This is a genomic window from Nocardioides daejeonensis (assembly GCF_003194585.1).
Classification (GTDB): Bacteria; Actinomycetota; Actinomycetes; order Propionibacteriales; family Nocardioidaceae; genus Nocardioides; species Nocardioides daejeonensis.
The window spans coordinates 21,129-37,160 of sequence record NZ_QHKZ01000007.1; the positions used below are offsets into that span (position 1 = coordinate 21,129).

Below are 16,032 nucleotides of genomic sequence, written 5' to 3' on the forward strand. Positions count from 1 at the left end.
ACCATGCGCATCGTCGACCTCACCCACCCCTGGGGCATCCACACTCCGGGCTGGGTCGGCTACCCCGGCGGCAAGCTCTACTACACGCAGAACCTGCAGACCAACCAGATCGTCTCGCAGAAGATCGAGACGTCGCTGCACAGCGGCACCCACCTGGACGGCCCGATGCACGGCACCGACGGCGGGCTCGACATGGCCTCGCTGCCGCTGGACAAGCTGATCCACCCCGGCGTGATCGTCGACGTCTCCGACGAGGTGCCGGACTGGGGCTTGATCGAGCCCGAGCACATCACTTCGAAGGTGGAGGTGAAGAAGGGCGACATCCTCATCATCCACACCGGCTTCATCGACTACTACCAGGGCATGCCGAAGCAGGACCTGGTCCGCTACTTCACCATGCACCCGGGCGGCAGCGTTCGCCTGGCCGAGTGGATGGCCGACATGGAGATCCGCTGGTGGGGCATCGACGCCGGCTCCGGCGACCACCCGATGAACACCACCATCCGCAACATGCGGCCCGACCTGCTCGCGCAGTTCGAGAAGCACGTCGGGATGAGCTACAAGGAGTTCCTCGGCGAATACACCTACACCCACCACATGTCGGGCCGCGAGATCACCTCCGACATCTTCCCCATGCACCACCTGGCCTTCCAGGACGGCTGCATCCACGCCGAGAACGTGGGCGGCGACCTCAAGACCGTGCTCAACCAGCGCGCGATCATCGGCGCCTTCCCGTGGAAGATCCAGGGCGGCGAGGCGTGCCCGTGCCGCATCATGGCGTTCTTCGACTGTGGCGAGGACGAGGTCATCGAGGGCCTGGCCGGACGAGGAGCCTGAGACATGGCGATGAAGCTGAGCAACGAGTTCGTCGTCGAGGCCGGCATCGCGCGCACCTGGGAGCTGCTCAACGACCTGGAGCGGGTCGCCCCCTGTCTGCCGGGGGCCTCGATCACCGGACGCGACGGCGAAGCCTTCCTGGGCACGGTGAAGGTCAAGGTCGGACCGATCGGTGCCAACCTCCAGGGGGTCGCGAAGTTCGTCGAGACCGATGCCGACGCGCACACTGCGGTGATCTCGATGGCGGGCAAGGACACCAAGGGCAGCACCTCGACCGACGCCACGATGCACGTGCAGCTGGAGGACGCCGGCGCCGACCGTACCCGGGTACTGCTCGACACCGACCTGGAGATCAGCGGCCGGATGGCGCAGTTCGGCCGCGGCGCGATCGCGGATGTCAGCAACCGGCTGATCGGGCAGTTCACCGACAACCTCGGTGCCCTGATCGCGGGAGACGGCAGCACCGCGGCGCCCGCACCGCCCGGCGCGGGTAGCGCGGCGCCCACCGCCGCCCCCAGCGGCAGCGTCGCCGCAGCACCGGCGGACGACCTCAACATGCTGGCAGTGCTCGGGCCCACCGTGCTCCGGCAGGCCGGCCCGCCACTCGTCGGGCTGCTCGTCGGGCTGCTTCTCGGCCGTCTCCTGGGCCGTCGCGGCCGGGCTTCGGGCTCCGGCGGCGACCCGTGGGCCGACCCGCGACTGAACGCGTGGCTCGATGCCCGCCTCGCCGGCCGGGGACTGCGATGAGCCGCCTGGCCGCGCTCGTGCCAGGCGGGCTGGCTCCCGAGCAACAGGAGGTGTACGACGCCATCGCCGGCGGTCGGCGTGCTCAAGGGCGCCAGCTCTTCGAGCTCAAGGCTCCCGACGGCTCCCTCAACGGACCGTTCGGGGTGATGCTGCATGCGCCCAGCGTCGGGTTGGCGCTCCAGGATCTCGGTGCGGCGATCCGCTACCGGACCTCGATGACGGACCGGGGCCGCGAGATCGCGATCCTGATGGTCGCCGTCGCGACCGCCAGCGACTTCGAGTGGTACGCCCATGAACGGGTCGGCCTCGCCGTGGGCCTGAGCGAGGCAGAGCTGGCTGCCCTGATGGCCGGGCGCTTCACCTCCACCGACGCGCAGGAGGAAGCGATCGCTCTCGTCTGCGACGCGCTGCTGGGGACGACGGGGTTGGACGAGGCGGCGTACGCCACGGCCGTCGCCGCACTGGGCGAGACGCAGCTGATCGAGGTGACCACGCTCGTCGGCTACTACCGCACGTTGGCACAGCTGATGGAGGTCTTCGCCGTCGATGCGCCGGAGCCGGTGACCTGGCCTGCCGAGAGGAGCCCGGCATGACGATGACGGCGCTGCGGCGTACCGCACCAGGCAGCCTGGAGGCCCTGTCGGTCCCTCGTCCGATCGCGGAGGACGACGTCCTCGTCGAGGTGACCTACGCAGCCGTGAACCCCTTCGACGCGCAGGTCCTGCGTGGGGAGATCGGCGACCCGACAACCGTGCTGACGCTCGGCGCCGAGGGTGCCGGACTTCTGGACGGGCAGCCCGTGCAGATCTCCGGCGCGGGCCTCGGCGTGGCACGCGACGGAACGTTCGCTCCCTGGGTCCGAGCCCCCCGGACCGCGGTGCGGCCACTGCCAGGCGGCGCCGACCTCCGACTGGCAGCAACCGTCGGCGTGGCGGGCAAGACCGCGTGGCGCGCGATCCACCAGCTCGCGCAGGTGACCCCCGACGACCGGGTACTGGTACTCGGCGCCACCGGCGGCGTCGGCACGTTCGCGGCACAGTTGGCTCGCCGTACCGGAGCGACCGTGCTGGCGCATACGGGAAGTCAGGAGAAGGCGGAGATGCTGGCTGCCCTGGGGCTGGAGACCCTGGTCGCCGACGGAGCCGGCTCCGTGGCGGAGGCGGCCCGGGGCCGGGACGTCTCCGTGGTGCTCGATCCGTTGGGCGGCGACTATGTGGCGCAGTTGCTGCCGGTCCTCTCCCCCAGCGCCCGCGTGGTGACCTACGGCGTACTCGCAGGACGCGCGGCGACGATCGACCTCGCGGCGCTCTATGGCAAGGGCATCAGGATCATCGGCACCTCTGGTGGCACCACGCCCCTGAAAGAGGCCGAGGCCGCCCTCTCCGGCGCATTGGGGGCGGTGCTCTCTGGCGAGGTGCGCGTTGCCCACGAGGTCATGCCGCTCACCGAGGGCGCAGCCGCATTCCGACGGCTGGAGACGCGCGACGTCACGGGGAAGCTCCTTCTCGCGCCCCGCTGAGGACGCAGACGAGGGCGGTGGGACGACTGTCGTCCCACCGCCCTCGCCCGTCTCCGACGAGCGTCTTTCCGCAGGATCTGCTACGGTCGCAAAGCAGTTGTAGACCGCACCAGTTGAGCCTCCAGGGCTCCTGGCGTGCGGGTCGGAGGCGCTGCTGGTGTCGAGCCGCGACGACCCTGAAAGTCAGGGGACCGCTCGTCATCGCGCGCCATGAAAATGGAAAAGCGAAGGAGAAGTGCGTGCAGGCTGATCTGCGTGTGGCGATCATCGGTGCGGGCCCGAGCGGGATGGCCCAGCTGCGAGCGTTCGAAGCGGCTGAGCGAGCGGGGGCGGAGGTTCCCGAGCTGGTCTGCTTCGAGAAGCAGGCCGACTGGGGCGGGCAGTGGAACTACAGCTGGCGCACCGGCCTCGACGCCCGGGGCGAGCCCGTCCACTCCAGCATGTACCGCAACCTCTGGTCGAACGGTCCCAAAGAGGCCCTGGAGTTCGCCGACTACTCCTTCGACGAGCACTTCGGCAAGCCGATCTCGTCCTACCCCCCGCGTCCAGTGCTCTGGGACTACATCACCGGACGCTTGAAGCAGACCGACGTACGACGTCACATCCGTTTCGAGACCGTCGTCCGGTGGGCCCGGTTCGACGAGGAGCGACAGCAGTTCGAGCTCACCGCCGAGGACCTCCGCACCGGCCGCACCACAACCGAGTGGTTCGATCACGTCGTCGTCGCCAGCGGTCACTTCTCCTACCCCCAGCTGCCCTACGTGAAGGGAGCGGAGACCTTCCCCGGATCGATCTGCCACGCCCACGACTTCCGTGGCGCAGAGGCACTGCGCGATCGCGACGTCCTGATCATCGGCTCCAGCTACTCCGCCGAAGACATCGGCAGCCAGGCTTACAAGATGGGTGCCCGCTCGGTGACGGCCAGCTACCGCACGAACCCGATGGGCTACGACTGGCCCGAGGGCTTCGAGGAGCGTCCTCTCGTCTCGCGCTTCGACGGCAGCACCGCGCACTTCAGCGACGGCACGTCCAAGGAGTTCGACGCGGTCATCTTCTGCACCGGCTACCTGCACAAGTACCCGTTCCTGCCGGAGGAGCTCGGCCTCTCCTCCCCCAACAACGTCTACCCGGACGGCCTCTACCGCGGTGTCCTCTGGGACCAGAACCCCCGGTTGAGCTATCTGGGCGCCCAGGACCAGTGGTTCACCTTCAACATGTTCGACGTACAGGCCTGGTACGTGCGGGACGTCATCCTCGGCCGTATCGACGTGCCTGGCGTCGAGGAGCGCGGTGTCTCCATCGCCTCGTGGCGCGAGCGCTTCGCAGCGCTGGAGACGGCGTCCGACGAGATCCGCTTCCAGGCCGACTACGTGCGCGACCTGCTCGACCTGACCGACTATCCCGAGTTCGACATCGACCGGGTCGTGGAGATCTTCCTGGCCTGGAAGGCCGACAAGAAGCGCGACATCATGGGCTATCGCGACCGCGTCTACCGGTCGGTGATGACCGGGACGCTCTCGGCGGTCCACCACACGCCCTGGCTGGAGGAGCTCGACGACAGCCTGGAGCGCTACCTCCACGGCGCGACCCCGGAGGCCTCGCGAAGCAACGGCCGGGGTCCCGCGATGCGCACGGCCTGAGCATCGGCCACCGGTCGGCCGCCCCCGGGGCGGTCGGCCGCTTGACCACCGCGGCGCGGCGCGCCAGGGTGGGCAGTCGTCTTGCCCGACCCCAGGGAGGCTCCTCCGATGGCCGACATCCAGATCACCGATCACCCGGACAAGCTGCGCTTCGAAGCAGTCCTCGACGGCGAGCTGGCCGGCTGGGTCGACTACCAGCTCACCGACGAGCTCGTCGTCCTGACCCATACCGAGGTGGATCCCGCCTTCGAGGGGCACGGCGTCGGCAGCGCGCTGGCCCGTGCGTCGCTCGACAGCACGCGGGCGCGCGGCTCCCAGGCGCTGGTCGTCTGCCCGTTCATCACCAGCTGGATCAGCCTGCACCGCGAGTACGCCGATCTGCAGTACGGAGCCAAGCCACGCTCCACGACCGACTGAGGAGGTCGCCGGCTACTGGAGCGCAGCGACCTCCTGGTTTCGGTCACGGACGAGGTCGTTGAACGCCTCCCCCGGGCCCACGTGCTCCCACATGCGCTCGGGGTAGAACGACACGTACGCCGTACGCCGCCCGCCTTCTCCGGTGGGCTGCGGGGAGGCGTGCATGACGTCTTGGATATGCACCGTGACGTCGCCCGGTTCGGTGTCGATGGCCACGACGGGAACTCCGGTCAGCTGACGCTCCCACTGCCACGGCAAGGTCTGGCCGTGGCTGCCAGGAACCATCAGCAGGTTCCCCGTGGCTGCGGACGACCCGGTGACCTGGATGCCGATGCTGACCCCCGGGCACAGGATGCGGTGGCCGCCCATGCCGCAGTCCTGATGCCAGGGGATGTTCGAGAGACCCTGGGTCTTGCCCGGGGCCTTCAGGAGCACTGCCATCCCCTCAAGACGGTCCGGCGCGGAGCGCAGCGCCGGGTCGAGCAGGCGCCCGAGCCGCTGCACGCGGGGGTCGTTGTCGAGCCCGGCCAGCAGCTCGCTGCGCTGCGAGGCGTAGACCAGTCGACAGAGCACCTCCTCGTCCGCCTCGCCCGTCACCCACCAGGACCGACCGTCGCCGGGCTGCGCCAGCGCGGCCAGCCGATCAATCTCAGCATTGACCTGCGCCATCTCCTCGACCGAGAAGACGCCCCTGACGTGGAGGTAGCCAACAGCGCTCAGCCGAGCTCGGAGATCGGCGTCGTCGTCATCGAGCGAACACGAGGCCGCCGGGTCGAAGCCGGAGAGATCGGCCCTCCCCGGCTCGAAGACCGGGATGCCCGCATGCACCAGCTTCAGGACAGGGTCCCATTGCGCGAGGGCATCGAAGCCACCCTTCTCGAAGACGAGCTGGCCCGAGACGACGAGGTTGATGACCGTACGCCGTTGGTCGACAAGATCAGCCCAGGCCGCTGCACTCAGGGCCACCACAGTGTCGGCGGCGAGACCGTCGTGGCGCTCGAGGCCGAGCAGCTCGCCGGAGCCCACCCGATAGCCCACCACGTGACCGCCCTCCGCGATGCGGAAGGCAAGGGATCCGGCGTCTACGACCAGTCGGGCAGCCGCGGCCACTTGGTCGGCCGGGAGAGAGTCGAGGAGGTCGTCCGCGAAGGGCCCCGTCGAGGGCGTACAGGTGTCGGTCATGCCGCCATGATGCAAGAACTCTCTTACATCACGCAAGAGGTATCTTGCATCCATGACCAGGACCCCCACCCGGACGCGCCTTCTCGACGCCGCGCGCAAGGCGTTCGCCACTCGCGGCTACGACGCGGTGACGGTCATCGAGCTCGAGGAGGCGGTCGGCCTCTCCCCCGGCAGCGGCAGCTTCTACCGCCACTTCCGCTCCAAGGAGGATGTGCTCGCCGCCGTGGTGGACCGGGAGCTTGCACGCACCGCCGAACGGAACGCGGCACGCGAACGCCGGGCCGAAGGAAGTCTCGCCACGACCTACGCGGACCTCCTTGCCGCCCTCGACGACCTGCGCTACTTGATGGCGATGCTCGTGCGCGACGGCGACCGACTGCCGATCGACCGCGTACGTGCGGCACTGGCCGAGACGGGCATCGCCGTCGACGCCGCCCACCTGCGGTCGCTCATGGAGGCGGGCAGCATCCCCGCACGCGACCCCGAGGCGGTGGCCTCGGTAGTGCTGCACGCCCTGGTCGGCTACCACCTGGCCGAGCAGTTCTTCCGCAGTCCGGTCGGCGTCGACCGCGGCCGGTTCACCCTCACCCTCGCCGACCTGGTGGCCCGCTGAACTCCCCTTCCCCGCCGCAAGGCGGGACTGTGGTCGCCTTCAGAAGGACTGCGACGACGAAGACCGGCCACACCACCGCACCAAACCGCCGGCGATGCTGCCCGGCCGACCCGAGCACCTCACGGCGCGATCGAGAACACCAAGAGCGACCCGGAGGCCGTCGCCACGATGCGACCCGCAGCGTCGGCGACCTCCCCCTCTGCGAAGACGACCCGCCGCCCTTCCTTGGTCACCGTGCCGGTGCAGGTCAGCGGCCCGCTCTCCTTCGTGACGGGGCGCAGGTAGTTGATCTTGACCTCGATCGAGGTGTAGCCGGTGCCAGCCGGCAGGGTGGTGTGCGCCGCACAGCCGAGTGCCGAGTCGAGCAGGGTGCACACCAGTCCGCCGTGGACCGCGCCGATGGGGTTGTAGTGCGACTCATCGGGGTGCGCACGGAACGTGACGCTTCCATGCGCGACGTCGATCAACTCCATGCCGAAGTGGCTGGCGATCGGCGCCCCCGGCAGGTCCCCCACCATCATCTTCTTGAGATAGTCGATGCCATCGAGCCCCGGCAGATGCGCAAGCCCCTGCGCGGGATCGTCCCACGTGATCGTGGCCTCGCGTTCAGTCATCGCAGCGACACCTTCTTCTCGTTCGAGTCGTGGTCGGGCCCGCTGTCGGGCAGCGGGACGTTCTGAAGACGGAGTTGGCCACGCGCCAACACCTTGCCGGTGGCCTCGTCGCTGACGACGACCTCCCACAGCTGCTGGGTGCGCCCCTGATGCAGGGCCGCCGCCTCCACCTGGACGGTCGCCCCGGAACTGGAGCGCAGGAAGTCGGTGGCGTTGTGGACGCCGACGGAGAACTGGCGGCGTTCGGCGACCGCATAGCTGGCGCCGATGCTCCCCGCGCTCTCCACGATGGTGGCGTAGACGCCTCCATGGATGACACCCCACGGGGTGTGATGGTCGGCGCCGAGTTCCGCATGCCCACGCAGGCTGGTCGCGGTGACCTCGTCGACCACCAGGCCAGAGGCGGCGACGAACCGACTAGCGGCGCCGAGCGACGCCTCAGGGATCCGATCTGAGTTCATATTGTGAACCCTGCCGGACGGCTCTGAGTTCGTCAAGTGAACTCAGAGCGTTATCCTGTGGCCGTGATCACGAACGAGATGGACAGGTCGCGATGCTCGGTCGCCGGCACCTTGGCGGTGGTCGGCGAGAAGTGGAGCCTGCTCGTCTTGCGCGAGGCCTTCCTCGGCGTACGCCGCTTCGCAGACTTCCAACGCAACCTCGAGGTGTCGCGAGCGGTGCTGACCGACCGTCTCGCGACCTTCGTGGAGCAAGGCGTCCTGACGCGCGTGCCCTACCACGCCGACGGCCAGCGGGAGCGCCACGAGTACCGATTGACGACAAAGGGCCTCGACCTGTACCCGACCGTCGTCGCCCTCATGGAGTGGGGAGACCGCTACCTCGGCGACGGGCAGGGAGGACCCATCGCACTACAGCATCGCGACTGCGGCGCGCCGGTTCGCCTGGCACTCGTCTGCGACGACGACCATCGGCTCGACGGCGCTTACGACGTCGAGGCCACGGTGCGCCCGAGAGGCACGGGGCGGTATCGCGCGATCGAGAAAGCGCCCTCGTCTCACACGCACCGGTGACCGCGCACGTGCCGCTGCACACCTCGTCGACCTCCCGTGCGAACGCCCCAGAAGGCAAGAAGGCCGGAGCGGACTGCGCGCTGAGCCTGCTCGTTCAGCTCCGGTCGCATCGCCGACTCCGGCACTGACCTCGAGCCCCTCCCAGGCATCAAGCTGGGATCTTGGCGGCGGTGGCGAGCCAGGCACGTGCGGGGAACGCAACGGTGCCGTTGACCAGACGGTCGCGAAGCTCCGCGCGGGCCTCGTCGAGGGCGTCGGCCCAGCCGTCCTCACCCAGGCGCGGTCGGAGCTCACGACATACGGCTTGGCCGACGCGACCTGCCAACGCCACAGCCAGTCGCTCCTCGACGCCGTCACTGCCATCAACGGAGAAGTCAGCATCCTCCTCCAACGGTGCGATCACGACGTCTCCCCATCCGGCGTCGGTCAACACCTGACGAATCCGGCTACCGTCTGCCAACCCCATCGGACCGGGCTGGCCATCCCCTGGCGGAGCGGGCGGAGCATCCAGCCGGGCCGCCAATGACCTCAGGCCGTGCCAGAACATATCGCTTTCGCCGGCCCGCCAGCACACGAACACCAGACGGCCTTCGTCGGCAGTGATGGATCGCAGATTGGCGAACGCAGCGACGGGGTCGGCGAAGAACATCACTCCGAACCGCGAGATCACCCGGTCGAACGGTGCGCCAGGCGCCCCGGCCAGCAGATCACCAGTCTGAGCGTCGTCGGTCACCACCTTCGCCGTAGGCACGCGACGACGGGCCGCGTCGGTCATCTCGGGCGAGATGTCGACTCCCACAGTCTCGGCTCCAGCAGCTACCGATGCCTCAAGCAGGGTGCCGGCTCCACAGCCGACGTCCAGCACTCGCAGACCCCGCCCAAGGCCAGCAGCGTCGAGGACCGAGCGCGTGAACGGAGCGAAGGCCGCGTCGTAGATCCGCTCATGCAGCACCCACGAGGGCGCCTTGTCCGCCCAGTCTGCCCTGATCTCGTCGTTGTGCACGGACACTCCTCCAGCAGTCACCAAGGTCGCGCCTACTCGCGGGCGCATGAACCTCTAGATTAGGTAACCCTTAGTAAGCATAGAGCGCACAACACGCAAAGAGCCCCTGGCCGATGGGCAGGGACTCTCTGACTGTCAGACATGTCGCGACTCGGGTGTTCACCTATATCTCGACTCATCACATGGTGGAGCTGAGGGGATTCGAACCCCTGACCTTCTCATTGCGAACGAGACGCGCTACCAACTGCGCCACAGCCCCATGCATCATCCGATGCGTCGGAAAACATAGCATCCTCGGCGCCGGTTGCCCGAATCGGGCACGCCCTTCGCGCCGCCGAGGGAAACAGATGCATGAGCTTCTGACCAGTAACATCCGGGCCACCCGCGTCGTTGACTCCACATGGACGGCGACCTCCCTCTTGAGCACCGCATCTCCGCAACGCTGGACGCCGCGGACGTCACTCCCGGCCAGCACGCGCTTGCCACCGAGGTGTGTCACTGGGTCGTGGCCACACTGCCCGAGCTTGATGTCCGCCATCGCGGCCGGGCCGCCCGCAGCGCCGTACGCCTCTTCCTCGACCTGCACGTGCCCACGCTCTCCACCTCTCTCAAGAGCGACCTCGCACGACTCTGCGAGATCTCGGTGGTCCTCGACCGATAGTCACGAAGCTCCGAGCGCCGGTCACCCGCCTCCCGCGCGAAAACCTGGGGCGGTGGCGCGCAAGGCATAGTCGCCTCGGCTTCGATGGAGCGAGAGGGTCGCCTTCTGGAGGATCAGCAGCCCGCGTACTCCATCGAACGCAGGTGGCCGGGGGCCGCGGCCAGCGGGGTCAACCCCGAGGCTTGCGCGGCCAGAGCGTGTAGCTCACTGCCGAGACGACTTCGATGCCGAGGATCAGGCCCAGCAGGCCGTAGGTGCCGGAGAAGACCGAGGTGTCGGCGCCCGAGGACGCGATGGCCCGGAGACCCCAGAGCACGGCAGCGGCGATCGCGACCGAGAGTCCGGTGAGACCGACATCGCGCCAGCACTTGCGCGCGTAGGCAGCACCATCCAGGCGCACCGGCGCGGGACCACCTGCGAAGCGATGCGCGAATCGCGTGTCCGCCCACGTGATCATCCGGTGGCCGTAGCCGATCGAGAAGCCCAGATAGAGGGCGGCCAGGGAGTGCGCACCCGTCGCGTCCGCACCACCACGCAGGTCGATGGCGGTCGCCACCAACAGCACCACGTCGACCAGCGGCGTCATCGCCAACAGCACCAGGCCGGCGCGAGGGCGGCGCAGCGGATAGCGGGCCACCAGACCGGCGACGACGAAGACCCAGAAGCCGATCTCGCAGGCGACGATCAGCGCGACCATGCGCTCACCGACTCAGCACGACAGCCGTTCAGGAGCCGACCGCACGCTGCGGGTTCTCCTCCGCGGCCCGCTCGGCCTCACGCTCAGTGGCGGCAGCAGCATCGGCCTCGCGGGCCAGGGCTGCGGACTCCTCGGTGCGGCCCGACGTCCATGCGTCGGCAGCGCCCAGATCGATGGTGCGGACGGTGCGGCGTACGGCCTTGTCCTTGCCCACATAGGTCGGCAGCGTGACCGGCACTGGGTCCCAGAGCTCCTCGGTGACGGCCGGGATCGTGGAGGTCTCCGCCTCGGGCGCGACCTCGTCGAAGCCCTGCTCGTTGCGAGCCACCTCGTAGGACTCCGGCACCTCTTCGTCCAACTCCTCGGCGACGGTCGGTTGCACGAGATCCCGCGTGATGGCGCGCTCGGACTTCACCATCACCCGGCACAGCACCAGCCAGGCCACGACGAGACCGGCCGGGAGCGCCTGCCAGCGCCAACCGACGACGCCGGCGATCGCCAGCGCGGCGACGAGCACGTTGCCGCCCAGCAGCACCAGCAGCACACGTCGGCGACGCTGGGTCGCTCGGCGGGTCGCCTCGCGGCGAGCACGCAGCTGTGCCTTCGTCGGCGGAGCCGCGGGGGGCGCGCCGGGCACCACCAGCTGTGCGTCGCGGTTGCTGACCGGCTCACGACGCGCCAGGACACGCATGGTGTCGGAGAACTTGTCGACAGACCGGGCACCCGCGACGTCGTCGTGGTGCCGCATCGCCTTGGGGATCAGATAGACGGCCCACGCCACGGCGACGGCGAGGAAGATCATTCCGGACAGGTCCACGCATCAGAGGTTAGGAGTCGTAGCCGAGGATGGTGCGGATGTCCACAGGTGTGTCGCAGAATCACTCGTGTGACTGGTGTGACTCAGTGCCGCAACCGCGACATCATCCCCCGGGGGCACTCCTCCACCGTCACCGCGAACTGCCGATGATCGCGCCATTCGCCGTCGATGTGCAGGTAGCGCTCGGCGTAGCCGAACTCCTTGAGTCCCAGCTTCTCCACCACACGCAGCGAGTTGGTGTTCTCCGGCCGGATGGAGATCTCGATGCGATGCAGGCCCGCGGTGAAGAAGCAGTGATCGATCGCCATCGCCACACTCACCGGCACCACTCCCCGTCCGGCGTACCGCTCATCGATCCAGTAGCCGATCGAGGCGAACTGCGCCGAGCCGCGGACGATGTTGCTCACGGTCAACTGCCCGGCGAAGACTCCGCCGACGGTGATCGCGAACGGCATCGCCTGCCCCTCCCGCGCCATCCGGGTGAGTCGCCGAACCATGCCACGGAAGGTCGGCGGCCGTCCCGGCGACTCCGGCGGCACTGTCGCCTCCCACGGCTTCAGCCAGGCCGCGTTGCGCACCCGAGCGTCTCGCCACGCCTTGGCGTCAGACGTCTCCAGCGGACGCAGCGTGACCGCGCCCTCGGTGAGCCGAACCGGCCATCCGGTCAATGGTCACTTCCCAGGATCTGATCGAGCGCATGACCGACCAGCGGCTCGAGCACAGCCAACCCGTCCTTCACCCCACCACGCGAACCGGGCAGATTGACGACCAGGCAGTCGCCGGACACACCGGCCAGGCCGCGGGAGAGGGCGGCCGTCGGCACTCCCTTGCCTGCGCCGTACGCCCGGATCGCCTCCGCGATGCCCGGCACCTCCCGGTCCAGCAGCGGACGGGTGACCTCCGGGGTCCGGTCGGTCGGGGTCAAGCCGGTGCCGCCCGTGGTCAGCACCAGACGTACGCCGTCACGCACGGCCGCCACGATCGCCTCACCGACCGGCTCGCCGTCAGGGCACACCTGCGGCTCCTCCACGGCGTAGCCCCACCTGCGAAGGGCCTCGACGATGAGCGGCCCGGTGGTGTCGGCGTACACCCCCGCGGCGGCGCGATTGGAGGCGACCACCACCGCGGCGCGTCGCTGCTGAGTCACGGGATGGTTCATCGCCGCCATTCCCCGGACTTGCCGCCCGACTTCACCTCGACGCGTACGTCGGTGATCACCGCACCCTTGTCGACGGCCTTGACCATGTCGATCACCGTCAGCGCCGCGACCGAGACCGCGGTCAGGGCCTCCATCTCCACCCCGGTGCGGTCGGTGGTGCGCACGGTCGCCTCGATCTCGACGGCGTCGTCGGCGACCACAAGGTCGACGGTGACGCCGGAGATCGCCAGCGGATGACAGAGCGGGATCAGTGCCGGAGTCTGCTTGGCGGCCATGATCCCGGCGACCCGGGCCACCCCGAGCGCGTCACCTTTCGGCACGCCCTCGCCGCGGAGCAGGGCGACCACCGCGGCGCTGACCAGCACCCGGCCCGACGCGGTGGCGCTGCGCGAGGTCACCGCCTTCTCGGAGACGTCGACCATCCGCGCAGCCCCGGACTCGTCGACATGGGTCAAGCGGTCCGCCATCAGGCACCCCCGCCGGGAAGCCCACCGCGGTCGAGCAGCATCACCTGCACGGTGTCGCCCGGAGCCAGCCGGGTCACCTCCGGAGGCACCACGACCAACGCGTTGGAGGCCGCCAGGTCGCCGATCAGGTGGGAGCCGTGGCCGCCCACGGGGCTGACCGTCGAGGCCTCGTAGGTCGCCCGCAGGTACTGCTGGCGCCCCTCGGGCGAGGAGACCCCGTGGGTGAGCTTCGCCGTACGCAACGGCGGCTCGTGAGGGGTGCGTCCCTGCAGCTTGCGGAGCGCCGGGAGCACGAAGACCTGGAACGAGACGTACGCCGACACGGAGTTGCCGGGCAGGGTGAAGACCGGCACCCTGTCCTCGCCGAGCAGGCCGAACCCCTGCGGCTTCCCCGGCTGCATGGCGACTCCGCCGAACCAGAGATCTGCGGAGAGCGCCTCCTTGACCACGTCGTAGTCGCCCGCGCTCACGCCACCGCTGGTGACCACGAGATCCGCGCGCACGAGCTGGTCGCTGAGTGCCTCGGCGAACGTCGCGGGGTCGTCATCGACCGGCGCGGCCCGATAGGCGATCCCGCCGGCAGCCCGTACCGCCGCTGCCAGCAGGTAGGAGTTGGCGTCGTGGATGGTGCCGGGCTCCAGCCGGGCGCCCGGCGGGCGCAGCTCGGAGCCGGTCGACATCACCACGACCCGAGGTCGGGGCCGGGAGCGCACCTCGGCGCGGCCGACAGCCGCCAGCAGGCCCAGGTGCCGTTCGCCGAGCACGGTGCCCGCCGAGACGACGACCTCGCCCTCCTCCACGTCCTCACCGGCGTGCCGGATGTGCTGCCCCTGCGTGGGTGCTTGTTCGATGCGCACCTGGCCGACCCCACGGTCGGTCCACTCGTAGGGCACCACGGCGTCGCAGCCGGCCGGGATCGGCGCCCCGGTCATGATCTTGGCCGCTGTGCCGGGCGCGATCGCCATCAGCCCCGGCTGTCCGGCGGCGATCTCACCGACCACCGGCAGGTGGATCGGGCGGTCGGGCCGGGCGTCGGCGACGTCGTTGAAGGTGACCGCGTAGCCATCCATCGCGGAGTTGTCGAAGCCAGGCAACGCCACAGCCGCCGAGACGTCCTCGGCGATCGGCATGCCCAGCGCATCCATCAACCCGATGTCGCGCACCGGCAGCGGTTCGACGGCCTCCAGGATCCTGGCCAGATGGTCGGCGACGGGGATCGGCTGGGCGCTCATGTCACTCCCCCAGAACGGTGTCGCGCGTGACCCGCTGGGGACCGTCCTCGTCCTCCAGCGCCACGTCCCCATGTACGGCGACCCCCGGCTCGAAGGTCCAGTCACCCTCGACCTGCAGGGACGAGGCCCTCCTCAGCGAGGGGGCTCCCTCCGGGAAACGCTTGTCGAACTCACCGACCAGCTTGTAGACCTCCGGGTCGAGCGACACGAACGGCACGGTCTCGGCCACCTGGTCGAGCACGAAGTCAGGCCGCAGGTCATAGACGTCGGAGCGCAGCACCAGCAGGTCGTCGGTGGTCTTGACCGGCACGAACCGGTCACGACCGACCTCGATGGTGCGAGCACCGTCGAAGACCTCGATCGCCGCACCCATCGCGGTCTCGATCTGGATCACCTCCGGACTGCGCGCGTCGCTCGGGTCGACGGTCTTGCGGTTGCGGATCAGCGGTAGTCCGAGCACGCCCTGCCGGGAGACCAAGGTCCGGCGCATCGCCTCGACGTCGAACCAGAGGCTGTTGGTGCTGGTGAACCGGTGCCGGTTCAGGTCGGCCAACGCCTCCTTGTCCTCCGGCAGGGTCTGAGCTGTCTCGCGCAGCACGATCCGGCCGTCGCTGACCCGGGTCGCGAAGTGCCCCCCCTTGCGGTCCGAGGCTGTACGCCGCACCGCCTCGATGGCGAACGGGGCCCCCGAGGCGGCGAACCAGCCCGCGAGGGTCGGGTCGGGCACGGCCCCGAGGTTGTCGGAGTTGGAGACGAAGACGTGCCGGAAGCCGGCCTCCGCCAACTGGTCGAGCAGCCCGGTGTCGAGCAGCGCGGTGTAGATGTCACCGTGCCCGGGCGGACACCACTCCAGGTCGGGGTCGACCGGCCAGGCGACCGGGGACAGGTCGCTGGCGAGCAGCTTCGGCTCCTTGTTCTGCAGGAACTCCAGCGGCAGCCCGGCGACGGGTAGCTCCTCGTAGCGGGCCAGCGCGGCGAGAGTGTCCTCGCTGGTGCGGAAGCTGTTCATGAGGATCAACGGCAGCGGCGCGTCATGCTGCTTGCGCAGCTCCAGCACCTGCCTGGCGATGATGTCGAGGAACGAGAGTCCACGACGCACGCACAGCAGCGACTTGGCGCGGTCCATGCCCATCGACGTCCCCAGGCCCCCGTTGAGCTTGATCACCGCGGTGTGCCGGATCGCCTCCCGCGCGACGTCGTCGTCGACCTCCACGTCGGCCAACGACTCCATGTCGATCGGCTCGATGCTGGCCTCCGGGATCATCCCCGTCTCACCGGCCTCCAACAGCCGGAAGTAGTGCGCGAAGACCTCCCGCGGGATCGGCCCGACCCCGGCGTCGGCCATCTTCTCCAGTGCACGGTTCAGTGCTTCACTGCCCATGAGGCCCGATGGTAG

20 protein-coding genes and 1 tRNA gene are annotated in these 16,032 nt (G+C 69.2%); 9 read left to right on the top strand and 12 right to left on the bottom strand.

Going from position 1 to position 16,032, the window contains the following annotated elements; genetic code table 11:
* Positions 1-3 precede the first annotated feature (3 nt).
* From DNK54_RS17010 to DNK54_RS17035, 6 genes are all read left to right on the top strand, one after another.
* Positions 4-837 carry a cyclase family protein gene (locus tag DNK54_RS17010; RefSeq protein ID WP_204164662.1) on the top strand — a complete coding sequence of 278 codons (834 nt, stop codon included), beginning with the start codon at positions 4-6 and terminating at the stop codon, positions 835-837.
* Positions 838-840: 3 nt separating this feature from the next.
* Positions 841-1,584 (top strand): SRPBCC family protein, encoded by a 744-nt coding sequence (locus DNK54_RS17015; protein WP_110208204.1) that lies wholly within the window; start codon positions 841-843, stop codon positions 1,582-1,584.
* Positions 1,581-2,177, top strand: coding sequence for a carboxymuconolactone decarboxylase family protein (locus tag DNK54_RS17020; protein WP_110208206.1), 597 nt, complete (start codon positions 1,581-1,583; stop codon positions 2,175-2,177). Before DNK54_RS17015 ends, DNK54_RS17020 begins: the two co-directional genes overlap by 4 nt.
* On the top strand, positions 2,174-3,103 hold the full coding sequence (locus DNK54_RS17025; protein ID WP_110208207.1) for a quinone oxidoreductase family protein: 930 nt from the start codon (positions 2,174-2,176) through the stop codon (positions 3,101-3,103). The genes DNK54_RS17020 and DNK54_RS17025 overlap by 4 nt, the downstream gene beginning before the upstream one ends.
* A gap of 239 nt (positions 3,104-3,342) precedes the next feature.
* On the top strand, positions 3,343-4,743 hold the full coding sequence (locus DNK54_RS17030; RefSeq protein ID WP_204164663.1) for an NAD(P)-binding domain-containing protein: 1,401 nt from the start codon (positions 3,343-3,345) through the stop codon (positions 4,741-4,743).
* 108 nt (positions 4,744-4,851) lie between these two features.
* On the top strand, positions 4,852-5,160 hold the full coding sequence (locus DNK54_RS17035) for a GNAT family N-acetyltransferase (RefSeq protein WP_110208208.1): 309 nt from the start codon (positions 4,852-4,854) through the stop codon (positions 5,158-5,160).
* A 12-nt stretch (positions 5,161-5,172) separates the two neighbouring features.
* On the opposite strand, the gene DNK54_RS17040 is transcribed toward DNK54_RS17035, so the two are convergent.
* Positions 5,173-6,342: a phytanoyl-CoA dioxygenase family protein gene (locus DNK54_RS17040; RefSeq protein WP_162602520.1), complete on the bottom strand. Its 1,170-nt coding sequence runs from the start codon at positions 6,340-6,342 to the stop codon at positions 5,173-5,175.
* Positions 6,343-6,394: 52 nt separating this feature from the next.
* Here DNK54_RS17040 and DNK54_RS17045 point away from each other — a divergent pair, with 52 nt between their 5' ends.
* Positions 6,395-6,955 (top strand): TetR/AcrR family transcriptional regulator, encoded by a 561-nt coding sequence (locus tag DNK54_RS17045; protein ID WP_110208210.1) that lies wholly within the window; start codon positions 6,395-6,397, stop codon positions 6,953-6,955.
* Between the two features lie 119 nt (positions 6,956-7,074).
* Here DNK54_RS17045 and DNK54_RS17050 read toward each other — a convergent pair whose 3' ends face one another.
* Both DNK54_RS17050 and DNK54_RS17055 read right to left on the bottom strand, forming a co-directional pair.
* On the bottom strand, positions 7,075-7,569 hold the full coding sequence (locus DNK54_RS17050; RefSeq protein ID WP_110208211.1) for a PaaI family thioesterase: 495 nt from the start codon (positions 7,567-7,569) through the stop codon (positions 7,075-7,077).
* Positions 7,566-8,030 (bottom strand): PaaI family thioesterase, encoded by a 465-nt coding sequence (locus DNK54_RS17055; RefSeq protein WP_110208212.1) that lies wholly within the window; start codon positions 8,028-8,030, stop codon positions 7,566-7,568. The genes DNK54_RS17050 and DNK54_RS17055 overlap by 4 nt, the downstream gene beginning before the upstream one ends.
* 63 nt (positions 8,031-8,093) lie before the next feature.
* Here DNK54_RS17055 and DNK54_RS17060 point away from each other — a divergent pair, with 63 nt between their 5' ends.
* The gene (locus DNK54_RS17060; RefSeq protein WP_204164664.1) at positions 8,094-8,600 is read left to right on the top strand and encodes a winged helix-turn-helix transcriptional regulator; all 507 of its coding nucleotides are present in this window, start codon (positions 8,094-8,096) and stop codon (positions 8,598-8,600) included.
* Positions 8,601-8,748: 148 nt separating this feature from the next.
* On the opposite strand, the gene DNK54_RS17065 is transcribed toward DNK54_RS17060, so the two are convergent.
* A complete protein-coding gene (locus DNK54_RS17065) occupies positions 8,749-9,603 on the bottom strand; it encodes a class I SAM-dependent methyltransferase (RefSeq protein ID WP_204164665.1) in 855 nt (284 codons plus the stop codon).
* A 183-nt stretch (positions 9,604-9,786) separates the two neighbouring features.
* Positions 9,787-9,862 (bottom strand) — tRNA-Ala (locus DNK54_RS17070).
* Between the two features lie 141 nt (positions 9,863-10,003).
* On the opposite strand from DNK54_RS17070, the gene DNK54_RS17075 reads away from it, so the two are divergent.
* Positions 10,004-10,264 carry a hypothetical protein gene (locus DNK54_RS17075; protein ID WP_110208213.1) on the top strand — a complete coding sequence of 87 codons (261 nt, stop codon included), beginning with the start codon at positions 10,004-10,006 and terminating at the stop codon, positions 10,262-10,264.
* 169 nt (positions 10,265-10,433) lie between these two features.
* Here the strand turns inward: DNK54_RS17075 and DNK54_RS17080 are convergent, their stop codons facing one another.
* The 7 genes from DNK54_RS17080 to DNK54_RS17110 form a co-directional block, all read right to left on the bottom strand.
* Positions 10,434-10,961, bottom strand: a complete 528-nt coding sequence (locus DNK54_RS17080; RefSeq protein ID WP_110208214.1) for a hypothetical protein — start codon at positions 10,959-10,961, stop codon at positions 10,434-10,436.
* Positions 10,962-10,989: 28 nt separating this feature from the next.
* A complete protein-coding gene (sepX, locus tag DNK54_RS17085) occupies positions 10,990-11,778 on the bottom strand; it encodes a divisome protein SepX/GlpR (RefSeq protein WP_162602521.1) in 789 nt (262 codons plus the stop codon).
* Between the two features lie 83 nt (positions 11,779-11,861).
* Positions 11,862-12,446, bottom strand: coding sequence for a GNAT family N-acetyltransferase (locus DNK54_RS17090; protein WP_110208216.1), 585 nt, complete (start codon positions 12,444-12,446; stop codon positions 11,862-11,864).
* On the bottom strand, positions 12,443-12,925 hold the full coding sequence (locus tag DNK54_RS17095; RefSeq protein WP_338036281.1) for a MogA/MoaB family molybdenum cofactor biosynthesis protein: 483 nt from the start codon (positions 12,923-12,925) through the stop codon (positions 12,443-12,445). Before DNK54_RS17095 ends, DNK54_RS17090 begins: the two co-directional genes overlap by 4 nt.
* Positions 12,926-12,933: 8 nt before the next feature.
* The gene (gene moaC, locus DNK54_RS17100) at positions 12,934-13,404 is read right to left on the bottom strand and encodes a cyclic pyranopterin monophosphate synthase MoaC (protein WP_110208217.1); all 471 of its coding nucleotides are present in this window, start codon (positions 13,402-13,404) and stop codon (positions 12,934-12,936) included.
* Complete coding sequence (gene glp / locus DNK54_RS17105; RefSeq protein ID WP_110208218.1) at positions 13,404-14,636, bottom strand: molybdotransferase-like divisome protein Glp; 1,233 nt, start codon at positions 14,634-14,636, stop codon at positions 13,404-13,406. The genes moaC and glp overlap by 1 nt, the downstream gene beginning before the upstream one ends.
* Position 14,637: 1 nt before the next feature.
* Positions 14,638-16,017, bottom strand: a complete 1,380-nt coding sequence (locus DNK54_RS17110; protein WP_110208219.1) for a UTP--glucose-1-phosphate uridylyltransferase — start codon at positions 16,015-16,017, stop codon at positions 14,638-14,640.
* Between the last annotated feature and the right edge of the window lie 15 nt (positions 16,018-16,032).